The following is a 13,992-nucleotide window of genomic DNA, read 5'->3' as shown; positions in this document are numbered from 1 at the left end:
CCGGGCGCGGGGCCGCAGCGCTCGTGCCGCCGGGACCGGTCACGGCCCGATCGCCGAGAGCCACTCGCTGTAGAACAGCGCCAGGCCCAGGGCGCAGGAGATCGCGGCGAGGATCCAGAAGCGGATGATCACCGTGGTCTCCGCCCATCCGGCGAGCTCGAAGTGGTGGTGGAACGGGGCCATCCGGAACACCCGTCGGCGGCTGGTGCGGAACACCGCCACCTGCACCACCACGGAGGCTGCCTCCATCACGAACAGCGCGCCCAGCACCACCAGCAGCAGCTCGGTGCGGGTGACCATGCTGATGCCGGCGAGCAGCCCACCCAGGGCCAGCGAGCCGGTGTCGCCCATGAAGATCTTGGCCGGTGCGGCGTTCCACCACAGGAAGCCGACGCAGCCACCCATCGCCGCAGCGGCGAGCAGGGACACGTCCAGCGGGTCGCGCACCTCGTAGCAGCCGGCCAGCGCGGTGGTGCCGCAGTCGTTGCGGTACTGCCAGAAGCAGATGATGACGTAGGTGGCCAGCACCATCGCCATGGAGCCGGCGGCGAGCCCGTCCAAGCCGTCGGTGAGGTTCACCGCGTTGGACCAGGCGCTCACCAGCAGGTAGCAGAACAGCACGAAGCCGACCGTGCCGAAGGACACCGTGGCGATGTCCCGCACGAAGGACAGGTTGGGCGTGGCCGGGGTGAGGCCCTCCTCGTTGGCGAAGCGCAGCGCCAGCACCCCGAACAGCACCGCGGCGACCAGCTGGCCGACGAGCTTGGCCGTCTTGTTCAGGCCGAGGTTGCGCTGCTTGCGGATCTTGATGAAGTCGTCGAGGAAGCCCACCAGCCCGAGGACCGAGGTCAGTCCCAGCACCAGCAGCCCCGACGCTGTCGGCCCCTCCGCCTCCAGGCCGGCCCCGATGGCGTGGGAACCCCAGTAGCCGGCCCACAGCGCCGCGATGATGGCGACCCCGCCCATGGTGGGGGTGCCGCGCTTGGCCTGGTGGCTGGCCGGGCCCTCCTGGCGGATCTCCTGGCCGAAGCCCTGCCCGGAGAAGACCTTGATCAGGTAGGGGGTCAGCAGGATGGAGACCGCGAACGCGATGCCCGCGGCGATGAGGATCTGTCTCACTGCTGTCCCTCCTCTGCCTGTTCGCTGTTGCTGTTGCTGTTGCTGTCCTGGTCGGGGCCGGACCTGGGCCCGTCGTCGGCCAGCAGCGCCTCGGCCACCCGCCACAGGCCCTGGGACTGCGAGGCCTTCACCAGCACCACGTCACCGGGTTCGACCTCGCGGCGCAGCAGGTCGATCGCCGCGGCCACGTCGGGCACGATCACCGACTCCTCTCCCCACGACCCCTCCTGCACGGCGCCGGTGTGCATGGCCCGGGCGGACTCGCCCACCACCACCAGCCGGTGCACGTCCAGCCGGACCGCGAGGCGACCGATGCCGTCGTGCGCGGCAACGGTATCCGCCCCCAGCTCGGCCATCTCGCCGAGCACCGCCCAGCTGCGGCGCGGAACCGCGGCCCGGGCACCCCGGGACATGCTGACCAGCGCCTTCAGCGCGGCGCGCACCGAGTCGGGGTTGGCGTTGTAGGAGTCGTTGATGACGGTGACGCCGTCGGCGCGGGTGCGCAGGTCCATCCGGCGCACCGAGGCCGCGCGCGCACCGGCCAGCGCGGTGCGCACCTGGCCCAGGCTGGCCCCGGCCTCCAGCGCCACCGCGACGGCCGCCAGCGCGTTGCCCACGTTGTGCTCGCCGTGCACGGCCAGCTCCACCTGGGTGTGCCCCTGCGGGGTGTGCAGGGTGAACCGCGGCCGGGCCTGCTCGTCCAGCTCGATGTCGGTGGCCCGGATGTCGGCGCTGGGCGAGGTGCCCACCAGCACCACCCGGGCAGTGGTGCGCGAGGCCATGGCGGCCACCAGGGGGTCGTCGGCGTTGAGCACGGCAACCCCGCCGTCGGCGGCGGCGGGCAGCGCCTCCACCAGCTCGCCCTTGGCCTGGGCGATGGCCGCGCGCGAGCCGAACTCGCCCAGGTGCGCGGTGCCCACGTTCAGCACCACGCCGATCTGCGGTGGGGCCACCTCGCACAGCGCCGCCACGTGGCCGACGCCGCGGGCGGAGAGCTCCAGCACCAGGAAGCGGGTGTCCGCGTCGGCGCGCAGCACCGTCCAGGGATGGCCCAGCTCGTTGTTGAACGATCCCGGGGGCGCCACCACGGTGCCGAGCGGGGCGAGGACGGCGGCGAGCAGGTCCTTGGTGGAGGTCTTGCCGGAGGACCCGGTCACGCCCACCACCCGCAGGCCGGGCAGCGCGTCCACCGAGGCGCGGGCCAGCCGCGCCAGGGCGGCGAGCACCGCGGCGCCGGAGCCGTCGGTGTCGGCGGCCAGGGCCATCGCCCGGCGGTCGTGCGCACCGGCGGCCGGCACCACCACGGCGGGCACGCCCACCGGTCGGGCAGCCAGCACGCCCACCGCACCCTGGGCGACGGCGGCGGCGGCGTGGTCGTGGCCGTCCACCCGCTCGCCGGGCAGGGCCAGGAACAGCCCGCCCGGCACGATCTTGCGGCTGTCGAACTCCACCCCGGCGGTCACCTGCACGGTCGGGTCGGGACAGTCGTGCAGCGTCCCGCCCACCACGTCGGCCACCTGCTGCAGGCTCAGCGCGATCATGAGCGGGTCCGCGTGATGGCAGCTGCCAGCACGTCTCGGTCGTCGAACGGGTGCTTCACGCCGTTGATCTCCTGTCCGGTCTCGTGGCCCTTGCCGGCCACCAGCACCACGTCCCCGGGCTGGGCCCAGCGGACCGCCCGGTCGATGGCCGAGGCGCGGTCGAGGGCCTCGACGACCTCGGCTCGCACGTCGGCGGGCACCTGCTCGGTGCCGGCCAGCACCGCGGCCCGGATGGTGGCCGGGTCCTCGCTGCGGGGGTTGTCGTCGGTGACCACGAGGAGGTCGGCGCCGCGGGCGGCCGCCTCGCCCATCATGGTGCGCTTGCCCGGGTCGCGGTCTCCCCCGGCGCCGACCACCACGGCCACCCGGCCGGACACCTGCTCGCGCAGGGCCTCGATCACGGCCTGCAGCGCGGCGGGCTTGTGCGCGTAGTCCACGACCGCCAGGAAGGGCTGGCCGACGTCGACCCGCTCCATCCGCCCCGGCACGTCCACCGCGGCCACGCCGGCGGCCGCGTGCTCGGCGGAGACGCCGGCGCAGGTGAGCATGGCGATGGCGAGCAGGGCGTTGGCCACGTTGTAGCGGCCGGGCAGGCGCAGGTGCGCGGGCAGCCGCACGCCCGCGGGTCCGCAGGCGGTGAAGTGCTGGCCGCCGTCGTCGGCGGCGGAGACGTCCTCGGCCCACCAACTGGCGGCGGAGCCGGTGGCGCTGACGGTCACCGCGTCCGGGCCGTAGAGCTCGGCGATGCGCCGGCCCCACTCGTCGTCCACGCACACCACGGCCCGCTCGCAGCGCACCGCGGAGCCGGGGGCGAACAGTCGGGCCTTGGCCGCGAAGTAGTCCTCGAAGGTGGGGTGGAAGTCCAGGTGCTCGCGGGAGAGGTTGGTGAAGCCGCCCACCGCGAAGCGGGTGCCCTCCACCCGGCCCAGGGTGAGCGCGTGGCTGGAGACCTCCATGACCACGGCGTCGACCGCCCCCTCGTCCATCCGTCCCAGCAGGGCCTGCAGGTCCGGCGCCTCCGGCGTGGTGAAGCTGCTGGGGATGCGCCGACCGGCCACCCGCGTCTCCACGGTGCCGATGAGGCCGGGCACCAGCCCAGCGGCGCGCAGGCCGGCCTCCACCAGGTAGGCGGTGGTGGTCTTGCCGGAGGTCCCGGTGATGCCGAGCACGGGCACGTGCGCCGACGGGTTGCCGTAGAGGTGCGCGGAGAGGATGCCCACGACCGAGCGGGGGTCGGGGTGCACCAGCACCGGCACGTCGACCAGGGCGGGCCGGGTGGCGCCGGCGGCGTCGGTCAGCACGGCCACCGCACCGGCGGCCAGGGCGGTGGCGGCGAAGTCGGCACCGTGGGCGCGCGCACCCGGCAGCGCGGCGAAGAGGTCGCCGGGGCGCACTGTGTCGGCGCGCAGGGTGGCTCCGGTGACCGTGATCTCGGCGCTGGTGCTGGTGCTGCGCAGCTCGGCGCCGACCAGGACGGCCAGCTCGGTCAGCGTCGTGGGCACGCTCGCGGTGGGGCGCTCGTCCTCGGCTGGTGGAGCGGCAACCGGCGTCTGACCGGGGGTCTGCGGGTGGATCCGGTCGGGCACCGGGGAACTCTCGGACTCGGGGGCGGGAAGCTCAGGGGGCGGCGGCACGTGCGATGAGGTTACCGGCTCGCGTGGGGCTCTCACTCCTTCACGAAGGGCATGACCGGCGTGGGGCCGCTGGAGAGCGGAACCCGGTTGCGCAGCAGCAGCCAGGAGGCGATGTCGTGGAAGAGCGGGGCGGCGGAGGCACCCGGCTTGCCGTCGGTGGACCGCTCGGGGGCGTCGAGCATGATGCCGATGACGTACTTGGGGTTGTCGGCCGGAACCATGCCCGCGAAGGTGATGTTGTACTGCGAGTTGGAGTAGCAGCCGCACTTCGGGTCGACCTGCTGGGCGGTGCCGGTCTTGCCGGACACCTGGTAGCCGTCGATGCCCGCTGCCACTCCGGTGCCACGCTCCTGGTTCGGCTCGTCCTGCACCACCGCGCGGAACATGTCCTTGACGGTGCTGGCCGTCTGCTCGCTGACCACCCGCACGCCCTCGGGCTCGGGCGTCTCGGTGCGGTTGCCGCTGGCGTCGACGGTGGCGGCCACCACGCGGGGCGGGATGCGCACGCCGCCGTTGGCGATGGCCTGGTACATGCCGGTCATCTGCAGCAGGGACATGGACAGGCCCTGCCCGATGGGCAGGTTGGCGAAGGTGCTGCCCGACCACTGCGACTGCGGCGGCACCGAGCCGGCCGTCTCGCCGGGCAGGCCGACGTTGGTGAGCTGACCCAGCCCGAAGCGGCTGACCATGTCGGAGAAGCGGTCGGCGCCCACCCGCTGGGCGAGCACCAGGGTGCCGATGTTGGAGGACTTCCCGAACACCCCGGTGGTCGTGTACTTGACGTCGCCGTGTCCCCACGCGTCGCGCACGGTGGCGCCACCCATGGTGATGCCGGCGGGGATGTCCAGCACTTCCTCCGGCGTGGTGACGCCGTACTCGATGGCGGCGGCGGCGGTGACGATCTTGGCCACCGAGCCGGGCTCGAACGGGGTGGTGACCGACGGGTTGCCCAGCGCGGCGGCGGGCGCGGTCCCGGTCTCGGTGCCCGGGTCGAAGGTGCCGTCGTTGGCCATCGCCACGATCTTGCCCTTGGTGTCCATGACCACCACCGAGGCGTGCTTGGCCCCGGAGAGGTCCTTGGCGCGCTGGGTCATCTCCTGCACCTGGTACTGGGCGTCGGCGTCGAAGGTCAGCTGGATGGTGTCGCCGTCCTGGGCCGGCTGCTCGTCGCGGGTGCTGCCCGGGATGACGGCGCCGTCGGAGCCGACCTCCACGGTGCGGGTGCCGTCGGTGCCCGCCAGGGTGGCGTCCATCGAGCCCTCCAGGCCGAGCAGGCCGTGGCCGTCCCAGCCGGTGCCGCCGATCATGTTGGCTCCGGTGCGACCGGTGGGGTACTGCCGGATGTCCTGGCGCTCGGCGCCGACCTCCGGGAAGCTCTCGGTGATCTGCGTGGCCAGGGCCGGGTCCACGCCCCGGGCCAGGTAGGTGAAGGTGGTGTCCGCGCTCATCGCCTGCACCAGCTTGGCCACCGGGGCGGCCGGGCCCAGGACGTCGTGCACGCCGACGGCGATCTGCTGGATGCGGTCGGCCGGCGTGGGTGCGGCGGGGTTGGCCTCACGGGCCTTGACCAGGTCCGCCTTGACCGCCTGCGGCTGGAAGGTGAGGGCCTTGGCCTGCAGGGTGAACGCCATCTTCTTGCCGGTGACGTCGGTGATGGCGCCGCGGTTGGCCACCAGTGTCTGGGTGGAGGTGCGCTGGGCATCGGCCCGGGCGGACAGCCCGGCGGCGTCCACGCCCTGCACGCGGATCAGCTGGAAGCCGGCAATGACCAGCGCCGCCACCATCAGCATGGCGCTGACCTGGTGGCGGCGGTAGTCGGCGGGACGGACGGTGCGCGGGCCGGTGTCACGTCGCCGCAGGCTCATCCTGCGGGTGGAGCTCCGAGCTGCCGAGGCCGATCGCGGTGCGCGTCGATCGTCGGGCATCAGGCTCCTCCACCGGCAGTGGCCGGGGCCGCCCCCGGCTGGATCTGCTCAGAGTGTGCCTGCGGGACAGCGGGAGCCGCGGGAGGCGCGCCCGGCGTGGTGGCGGCCTCGGCCACCGGGGGCACCGGGGTCGGTGGGATGGTGGCGACCCGGGTCGGGGCGGCCGGAGCGGGGGCCTGGGTCGCAGGGGCTGCCGGGCGGCTGTCGGCGGCGGGGGCGCTGGTGCCGGCAGGAGCGCTGCTGGTCGGCCGGGTGGCGCGCGGGGTGGTGGCGCTCGGGGTGGTCGGGGTGGTGGCGCCCGCGGTGGGGGTCTCGGCACCGGCGCGGGTGGCCGGGGCGATCTGCTGGGTGGCCACCGGCGACGGCGCGGCACCCACCGGCGGCACGCCGGCCACCTGCGGGGCGGGGGGCGGGCCGGCGGGCGGCGCGGCCGGGGCCGGGCTGCCGACCACGGTGACGGCGCCGTCCGGACCCACCGACAGGCGGGCGACGTTGGTGCTGGGCACCATGCCCAGCTGCTTGGCCCGGGTGGCCAGCGCGGCGGCGGAGTCCATGGTGGCCACGTCGCGCTGCAGGGCTTCCACCCGCTCGGAGAGCAGCCGGTTCTCCTTCTGCGCGTCGGTGATCTGGTAGGAGCTGGCCGCGGAGTTGGTGGACAGCCACAGCGTGCTCACGAGGCCGAGGCCGAGCAGGGCGATGACCAGCACCACGAAGGGCACCTTGCGGGCCACGGCCACGCTGGCCAGCTGCTCCGGCACCAGGTGGTTCCACCGCTGCGTGCGGTCGACCTTGCGCTCGTAGGCGCGCTGCGCGGCCACCGAGCGTCCACCACGCCGGGTGGGCGGGGCGTTGCGCGGGGCGCGACGGGTGGGGGCCGGACGGGTACGGGTGGGTGCGGTCATGCCGGCCTCCTGGAGATGCGCTGCACGGCACGGAGTCGTACCGGTGCAGCCCGCGGGTTTTCCTCGATCTCGGTCTCGCTCGCGCGCTCGGCGCCCCGGGTGAGGGACTCCAGCTCGGGGCCCTGCCCGGGCAGCTCCACGGGCAGTCCCTCGGGGGTGTTGGAGCGCAGTCGCGGGGCCAGCTCGTGCTTGGTCACCCGGTCCTCCAGCGACTGGTAGGACATCACCACCATGCGCCCGCCCACGCCGAGCGCGTCGATGGCCGCGGGCAGTGCGGCGCGCAGCGCGTCCAGCTCTCCGTTGACCTCGATGCGCAGCGCCTGGAAGGTGCGCTTGGCGGGGTGCCCCCCGGTGCGGCGGGTGGCGGCGGGGACGGCGGCGTAGATGGCCTCCACCAGGCGGGCGCTGGTGGTGAAGGGCTCGCGCTCGCGCTGGCGCAGCACCTCCGAGGCGATCCGTCCGGCGAAGCGCTCCTCGCCGTAGGTGGACAGCACCCGGGCCAGCTGGCCGTGGGAGTAGGTGTTGAGCACCTCGGCGGCGGTGATGCCCGTGGTCGGGTCCATCCGCATGTCCAGCGGGGCGTCCTTGCTGTACGCGAAGCCGCGCTCGGTGGCGTCGAGCTGCATGGAGGACACGCCCAGGTCGAACAGCACGCCCTGCACCAGGCCGCCGCGGCCCAGCCCGGCCTGCTCGAGCGCGTCGTAGATGCCGTCGTAGACGGTGTGCACCAGGGTGATCCGGTTGCGGTATGGCGCGAGCCGCTCCCCCGCCATCGCCAGGGCGTCGGGGTCGCGGTCCAGGCCGATGAGGCGGATGCCCGGGTTGCGTGCGAGCAGGTGCTCGGCGTGCCCACCGAGACCGAGGGTGGCGTCGATGAGCACGCTGCCGGGCGCCAGGGCCGGCTCGAGCAGCTCGGTGACGCGGTCGCGGAGCACGGGGACGTGCCGGTGCTGCTCGGGCTGCTGCTGGCCGTCTGGCTCGGGTGCCACGGTGTCCTCCTCGTCTGCTCGCTGGGTGTTGGGGCGCTGGGGTGGGCCGGGGTAGTGCGGGGCGGGTGCTGAGCTGGCTGGCTGATCGCGGTGGCGACGGATGTCGGGAGGTCCCCGTCCGAACGAAGGTGACCTGACGCCGGGGAAGTGCGTCAGGGCCAACCTCGGACGGAGGCCTCGGGACACCCGTGGGTGCCGCTGCTCAGAGGATGTCGCCCAGCGCCTCCTCCCGTCCTTGGGAGAAGCTCTCCTCGTTGGCGTCCAGGTAGGTCTGCCAGGCCTGGGCGTCCCAGATCTCCAGGAAGTCCACCGAGCCGACTACTACGCACTCCTTGGCCAGGCCGGCGTAGCGGCGGTGGTCGGCCGAGAGGCTGATGCGACCCTGCCCGTCCGGGTGCTGCTCGTCGGTGCCGGCGGCGAGGGCCCGGACGAAGGCCCGGGCCGTCTCGTTGGTGCGGGAGGCCTCGGCCGCCTTGCGGGCCCGCACGATGAACTCCTCGCGCGGGTAGACGGCGAGGCTGTGGTCCTGACCCTTGGTGACCATGACTCCGCCGGCCAGGGCGTCGCGGAACTTGGCCGGCAGCGTGAGCCGGCCCTTGTCGTCCAGCTTGGGGGTGTAGGTGCCCAGGAACATCGGCTTCATCTCGACCATGTCCGCACCTCCCCACTCCCCCGCCGCCCGGCTCGTCCGCGAGGGTGGTGCTGCACATCACCCCACTTCGCACCACCTTACCCCACCAGGGCCCACTATCAAGCCGACACAACCGGGAAAAACCGGGCGCTTCACGGCGTTTTCGCAGGTAGCAGAAGGCGGTTCGCGGTGGGGGGCGAGTGGGGCGACCGCCCTGCCCTCGGCCGCGCAGCGACCCCTTCCGGCCCCGTTCACCTGGTCGCAGAGCGCCCTGGCGGGGTCCGCCCCGGCTCGCTGACGGTCATGGTGGGGCGTGGTGGGTGGTGGGGAGCGGGAGCACCGGACGCCCGGCACCCGGGCGGGCCCCGCGCTCGTCCGAACACGCCACCCGCAGGTTTGGCACACTCGTGGAGAGACCTGGGACGTCACCGTCACTGCCCGCCGTGCGGCGCAGCCGGCGGCCGCCCGCACCGCCGGGAAGGACACACGTGAGCAGACCGCGGACCACGGGCGGCTTCGACGGCGCCTGGGAGCAGGAGCTCGCGCGACCGGGGTCGTCGGCGCACGGCCGGGACGGGGCGCCCGACGGCTCCGCGCACCAGACCAACGGGCGCCACGCCACCACCCAGTCGACGGCCACGGCGCAGCAGCCGGCCACCCAGTCGACGGCCACACAGTGGACGGTGAGCGAGGTGGCCGAGACGGCCGAGCGGGTGGTGGCCACCGTCGAGCAGGTGCTGGTGGGCAAGACGGCAGTGGTGCGCACGGCCGTGCTCACCCTGCTGGCCGGCGGCCACCTGCTGCTGGAGGACGTTCCGGGCGTGGGCAAGACCGCGCTGGCCAAGGCGCTCGCCCGTGCCGTCGACTCCTCGGTATCGCGCATCCAGTTCACTCCGGACCTGATGCCCAGCGACGTCACCGGGGTGTCCATCTACGACCGCCAGAACGGGGAGTTCGAGTTCCAGCCCGGACCGGTGTTCGCCAACCTGCTGGTGGCCGACGAGATCAACCGGGCCTCGCCCAAGACCCAGTCTGCCCTGCTGGAGTGCATGGAGGAGCAGCAGGTCACCGTGGACGGCCACACCTACCAGCTCGCCGAGCCGTTCATGGTGCTCGCCACCCAGAACCCGGTGGAGATGGAGGGCACCTACCCCCTGCCCGAGGCCCAGCGCGACCGCTTCACCACCCGCGTGTCGCTGGGCTACCCCTCGGCCGAGGCCGAGCTGATGATGATCGACACCCACTCCGGCCACGACGCGGTGGGCCAGCTGGTGCCCGCCTGCTCGGCCGCCGAGGTGAGCCGGATGATCGACGCCGTCCGCGACGTGCACGTCTCTGCCGAGCTGCGCCGGTACGTGGTGACCCTGGTGAGCGCCACCCGCACCTCTCCGCTGGTGCGCCTGGGTGCCTCGCCGCGCGCCACCCTGCACGTGGTCCGCGCCGCCCGGGCCCACGCGGCGATGGCCGGTCGCGCCCACGTGCTGCCCGACGACGTGATCGCCGTGGCCGAGCCGGTGCTGGCCCACCGCCTGCTGCTCTCCGGCGAGGCGGTGGCCGCCCGACGCGACGCGGCTGCGGTGGTGCAGGAGATCGTCGGCCGCACTCCCGTGCCGCGAGGCGGTCCGGCTCCGCGCGCGGCGCGCTGAGTGAGCTCGCCGCTGTCGGGCCTGACCACCCGCGGGCGCTGCCTGGTCGCCGCGGGAGTGGCCTGCATGGTGTGCGCACTGGTCCTGGACGAGCGCGACCTGCTTCGCGCCGGTGTGCTGCTGCTGGTGCTGCCCGTGCTCACCGCCCTGCTGCACACCCTGCTGCCGCTGCGGCTGGAGGTCAGCCGGTCGGTGGGCCCGGAGCCGGCGTCGGTGGGGCAGCCCTGCCCGGTGACCACCGAGGTGCGCGCGGTGGCCCGGCAGCCCGCCGGTGGGCTGCTGGTGCTCGACCCGGTGCCCGCCGAGCTCGGCCGCGACGCCGTGCTGGCGCTGCCCCGGCTGCGCGCCCGGGAGAGCGCGGTGCTGCAGCACGCCCTGCTGCCCACCCGCCGCGGCGAGCACCGGGTGGGACCGCTGCGGGTGTCGCTGACCGACGCGCTGGGCCTGGTGCAGGTGCAGCGCCCGGTGGGCGCGGCCACCCCGGTGCTGGTGCGGCCCCGGGTGGAGCCGCTGCGGCCCGTGGTGCTGGGTGGGGCGGCGGGCGCCGAGACCGCCGCCCGGGCCAGCAGCGGCCACGCCGTCCGCGACACGCAGCTGCGCGGGTACGTCCCCGGCGACGAGATCCGCAGCATCCACTGGCGCAGCTCCGCGCGCCGCGACGAGCTGATGGTGCGCACCGCCGAGCAGGGCCAGCGCGCCCGGGTGACGGTGCTGCTGGACAACCGGGACTCCGCCTTCGGCGGGCCTGCGGGTGAGCCGGCCTTCGAGCGCGCCGTGAGCCTGGCGGCCAGCCTCGCCGAGCACCTGCGTCGCACCAGCACCCCGGTGCGGGTGGTCACCGCCGACGCCGCGGTGCTGGCACCGGGCGGGTCCGGCCTGGACCAGCTGGCCGTGCTTGGCCTGTCCGCCACCACCGAGCTGGGCCCGGCGCTGGCGGTGGCCGGGAGCGACGAGCTGGTGGCGGTGCTCGGCGAGCCCGGCGCCGCCGACGCCACCGTGCTGCTCGAGCACCGCGCACGGGTGGGGGCGGCCGGCACGGTGGCCCACCTGCTGCCCGGCGACGGCGTCCCCCTGCTGACCGGTGCGGGTTGGCTGGTGACGGCCGTGGGCGGCAGCACCCCGCTGGCGGACCTGCTGCCGGCGTTCTCCGCCGCCGGGTCGGTGGGGCGGTGACGTTCCGCGACGCCCGGCCGGCGCAGGCCCTGGTGGGTGCGCTCGCCCTGCTGCTGGCCAGCGCAGCGCTGGCCACCCTGTTCACCTCCAGCCGCTGGGTGCTGCCCGTGGCGGGCACCTTCGCCACCGTCGCGGCCGTGGGTGTGGTGCTGCGGCTGGTGCGCGTCCCGCACTTCCTAGTGCCTGTGGGGCAGCTGCTCGCCCTGGGGGTGCTGCTGTGTGCCTCCTTCGCCGGCACCGCGCTGCCCGGCCCCGCGGCCCTGACCCGGCTGCGCGAGCTGCTGTCCGGCGCGGGTGCGCAGATCGCCAACGAGCAGTCGCCGGTGGCCGTCACCGACGAGATGCTGCTGCTGCTGGTGCTGTGCCTGGGGTGCGCGGCCGTGCTGGTGGACCTGCTGGTGGCGGGCATCCAGACGCCGGCGGTGGCTGGACTGGTGCTGCTGTGCGTGGTGGCGGTGCCCGCGTCGCTGTCCAGCACGCTGCTGGCGTGGTGGTCGTTCGCGCTCGGTGCGCTGGGGGTGCTGCTGCTGCTGCTCTCCGACGGCAGTCGACGCGCTGCGCTGGCCGGTCCGTCGGCGGGCATGACCGGGCTGCGCTCACCGTTGGTGGCGGTGTCGGTGGCCGGCGCCCTGGCCTGCGCGCTGTGGGTGGGCACGGCCGCCACCGGGGTGGGCACCTCCGCCCGGCTGCAGGGCACCAGCGGCGGCTCCGACGGGGTGGCGCTCAACCCCTTCACCGAGCTGCGCGGCGACCTCACCCGCGAGAGCATCCCGCTGTTCACCGTGGAGGGGATGACGGCGCCGACCTACCTGCGGGCGGTCACCCTGGACACCTTCGTCAACGACCGGGGCTGGGTGGTCGAGGAGCTGCCCGCGGGCACGCCCGCCGGCGACCGGCTGGCCCAGCAGGGGCTGGTGGGCAGCCCGCAGGACGTCACCATCCGCGGGTTGGGCTACAACGACCGCTGGCTGCCCTCGCCCGGCATCCCGGTGGCCCTGCGCGGCCTGGACGAACAGCTGCGCGGGTACCGGTACAACGCCGAGGCCGGGGTGCTGCAGGCCAGCCAGCGCCAGCAGCTGCCGAGCTACGTCGTGCAGGCGGTGGACCCGGGCACCTCCGTCGAGCGGCTGCGCGCAGTGGGGGCCGGGCAGCAGAGCCAGGCCGGGGTGGACGCGCGGTGGCGCCAGCTCGACGGGGTGGACCCCCGGGTGTCCGCGCTGGCCCGGCAGGTGGCCGGCTCCGCCCCCACGACCTTCGACGCAGCGGTGCTGCTCAGCGACTTCTTCACCAACCGGGCCAACGGCTTCACCTACGACCTGCGCGCCGGCGACGGCACGGTCGGCGAGGACGCACTGGTGGACTTCCTCACCCGCAGCAGGCGCGGGTTCTGCGAGCAGTACGCCTCCGCCATGGGCGTGATGCTGCGCGAGCTGGGTATCGCCTCCCGGGTGGTGCTGGGCTACACCCCCGGTACCGGCGACGCCAGCCAGCGGACGGTGACCACCGACGACGCCCACGCCTGGGTGGAGGTGTACTTCACCGGGGTGGGCTGGGTGCGGTTCGATCCCACGCCGCTGGCCCAGGGACGCAACAACGTGCCCAGCTACGTCCGCGAGGCCACGGCCGGGGACGCCGCGCCGGAGAGCGCCGCACCCGCGGCCGCCCCGGCACCCGCACCCCAGCCGGCGCCAGCGGCTCCGACCGAGACGCCCCCGCCCCCCACCCCCGCTCCGGAGGACGAGCCGCAGCCGGCGGCGGCTCCCCCGGCCACCTCCTCCAACCTGGCCGCTGCCGTGGGGTGGACGGTGCTGGCGGTGACGCTGCTGGGCGCCATCTGCTGCGTGCCGGTGGTGCTGCGCCGCAGCCGGCGCTCCCGGCGGATGGCGGTGGGCAGCGCGGACGCGGCCTGGGCCGAGCTGGTCGACGTCGCCGCCGACCACGGGCTGCAGCTGAGCAGCTCCGACACCGCGCGCACCAGTGGACAGCGCCTGAGCGACGAGCTCGGCCTGGACGAGCCGGGCCGTGCCGCCGTCGCCGGGCTGGTGGAAGCGGTGGAGCTCGCCTGGTACGGCGACCCCAGCGCGACGGCCGGGACCGAGCGCTCGTGCCGGGAAGCCCTGCAGAGGTTGACCGCCGCCGAGCACCGCTGCGCCCCGCTGCCCTGGCTGCGGCGTGCGCTGCCGCTGTCGGTGCTGTGCCCCCGCTGGGCCGGCCGCGCACCCCGGGAGCTCGAGCACACCGGGTAGGGGTCGGCCCCGGGTCCGGGGAGTCCACCCTGGACAGTCAGCTCCGGCCGCGGGCACCGGGCCGCCAGGAGCCGGGGTCGGCTGGGGCACAGGGCCGGACACAGGACGAGGGCTGCCGGACGATGTCTCGTCCGGCAGCCCTCGTCGTGGTCGTGCCTGGCCAGCTCGCGGCGGCCTGTGCTGCCG

10 protein-coding genes are annotated in these 13,992 nt (G+C 74.7%); 3 read left to right on the top strand and 7 right to left on the bottom strand.

The annotated features are described in order from the left end of the window. Nucleotides 1-39: 39 nt before the first annotated feature. From mraY to mraZ, 7 genes are all read right to left on the bottom strand, one after another. Nucleotides 40-1,119 (bottom strand): phospho-N-acetylmuramoyl-pentapeptide-transferase, encoded by a 1,080-nt coding sequence (mraY, locus tag ELX43_RS05560; protein ID WP_127782497.1) that lies wholly within the window; start codon nt 1,117-1,119, stop codon nt 40-42. Continuing rightward, a complete protein-coding gene (gene murF / locus ELX43_RS05555) occupies nt 1,116-2,660 on the bottom strand; it encodes a UDP-N-acetylmuramoyl-tripeptide--D-alanyl-D-alanine ligase (protein WP_127782496.1) in 1,545 nt (514 codons plus the stop codon). Before murF ends, mraY begins: the two co-directional genes overlap by 4 nt. Beyond that, complete coding sequence (locus ELX43_RS05550; protein WP_241249869.1) at nt 2,657-4,141, bottom strand: UDP-N-acetylmuramoyl-L-alanyl-D-glutamate--2,6-diaminopimelate ligase; 1,485 nt, start codon at nt 4,139-4,141, stop codon at nt 2,657-2,659. Before ELX43_RS05550 ends, murF begins: the two co-directional genes overlap by 4 nt. Before the next feature lie 185 nt (nt 4,142-4,326). After that, nucleotides 4,327-6,084: a penicillin-binding protein 2 gene (locus ELX43_RS05545; protein ID WP_241249868.1), complete on the bottom strand. Its 1,758-nt coding sequence runs from the start codon at nt 6,082-6,084 to the stop codon at nt 4,327-4,329. A gap of 134 nt (nt 6,085-6,218) precedes the next feature. After that, nucleotides 6,219-7,121, bottom strand: a complete 903-nt coding sequence (locus ELX43_RS05540) for a hypothetical protein (RefSeq protein WP_127782495.1) — start codon at nt 7,119-7,121, stop codon at nt 6,219-6,221. Further along, nucleotides 7,118-8,110 carry a 16S rRNA (cytosine(1402)-N(4))-methyltransferase RsmH gene (rsmH, locus tag ELX43_RS05535; protein ID WP_241249800.1) on the bottom strand — a complete coding sequence of 331 codons (993 nt, stop codon included), beginning with the start codon at nt 8,108-8,110 and terminating at the stop codon, nt 7,118-7,120. Before rsmH ends, ELX43_RS05540 begins: the two co-directional genes overlap by 4 nt. Before the next feature lie 202 nt (nt 8,111-8,312). Next, nucleotides 8,313-8,744, bottom strand: a complete 432-nt coding sequence (gene mraZ, locus ELX43_RS05530; protein ID WP_127784700.1) for a division/cell wall cluster transcriptional repressor MraZ — start codon at nt 8,742-8,744, stop codon at nt 8,313-8,315. A 485-nt stretch (nt 8,745-9,229) separates the two neighbouring features. On the opposite strand from mraZ, the gene ELX43_RS05525 reads away from it, so the two are divergent. From ELX43_RS05525 to ELX43_RS05515, 3 genes are read left to right on the top strand one after another with little or no spacing between them, the layout of a single operon-like run. Beyond that, nucleotides 9,230-10,387, top strand: coding sequence for a MoxR family ATPase (locus ELX43_RS05525; RefSeq protein WP_127782493.1), 1,158 nt, complete (start codon nt 9,230-9,232; stop codon nt 10,385-10,387). Next, entirely contained in the window at nt 10,388-11,560 is a 1,173-nt protein-coding gene (locus ELX43_RS05520) for a DUF58 domain-containing protein (RefSeq protein ID WP_127782492.1), read from the top strand. Next, nucleotides 11,557-13,806, top strand: a complete 2,250-nt coding sequence (locus ELX43_RS05515; protein ID WP_127782491.1) for a DUF3488 and transglutaminase-like domain-containing protein — start codon at nt 11,557-11,559, stop codon at nt 13,804-13,806. The genes ELX43_RS05520 and ELX43_RS05515 overlap by 4 nt, the downstream gene beginning before the upstream one ends. Nucleotides 13,807-13,992: the final 186 nt, after the last annotated feature.

The sequence above is a fragment of the Rhodococcus sp. X156 genome (assembly GCF_004006015.1).
GTDB lineage: Bacteria > Actinomycetota > Actinomycetes > Mycobacteriales > Mycobacteriaceae > X156.
This window is presented reverse-complemented; position numbering and strand designations above follow the sequence as displayed.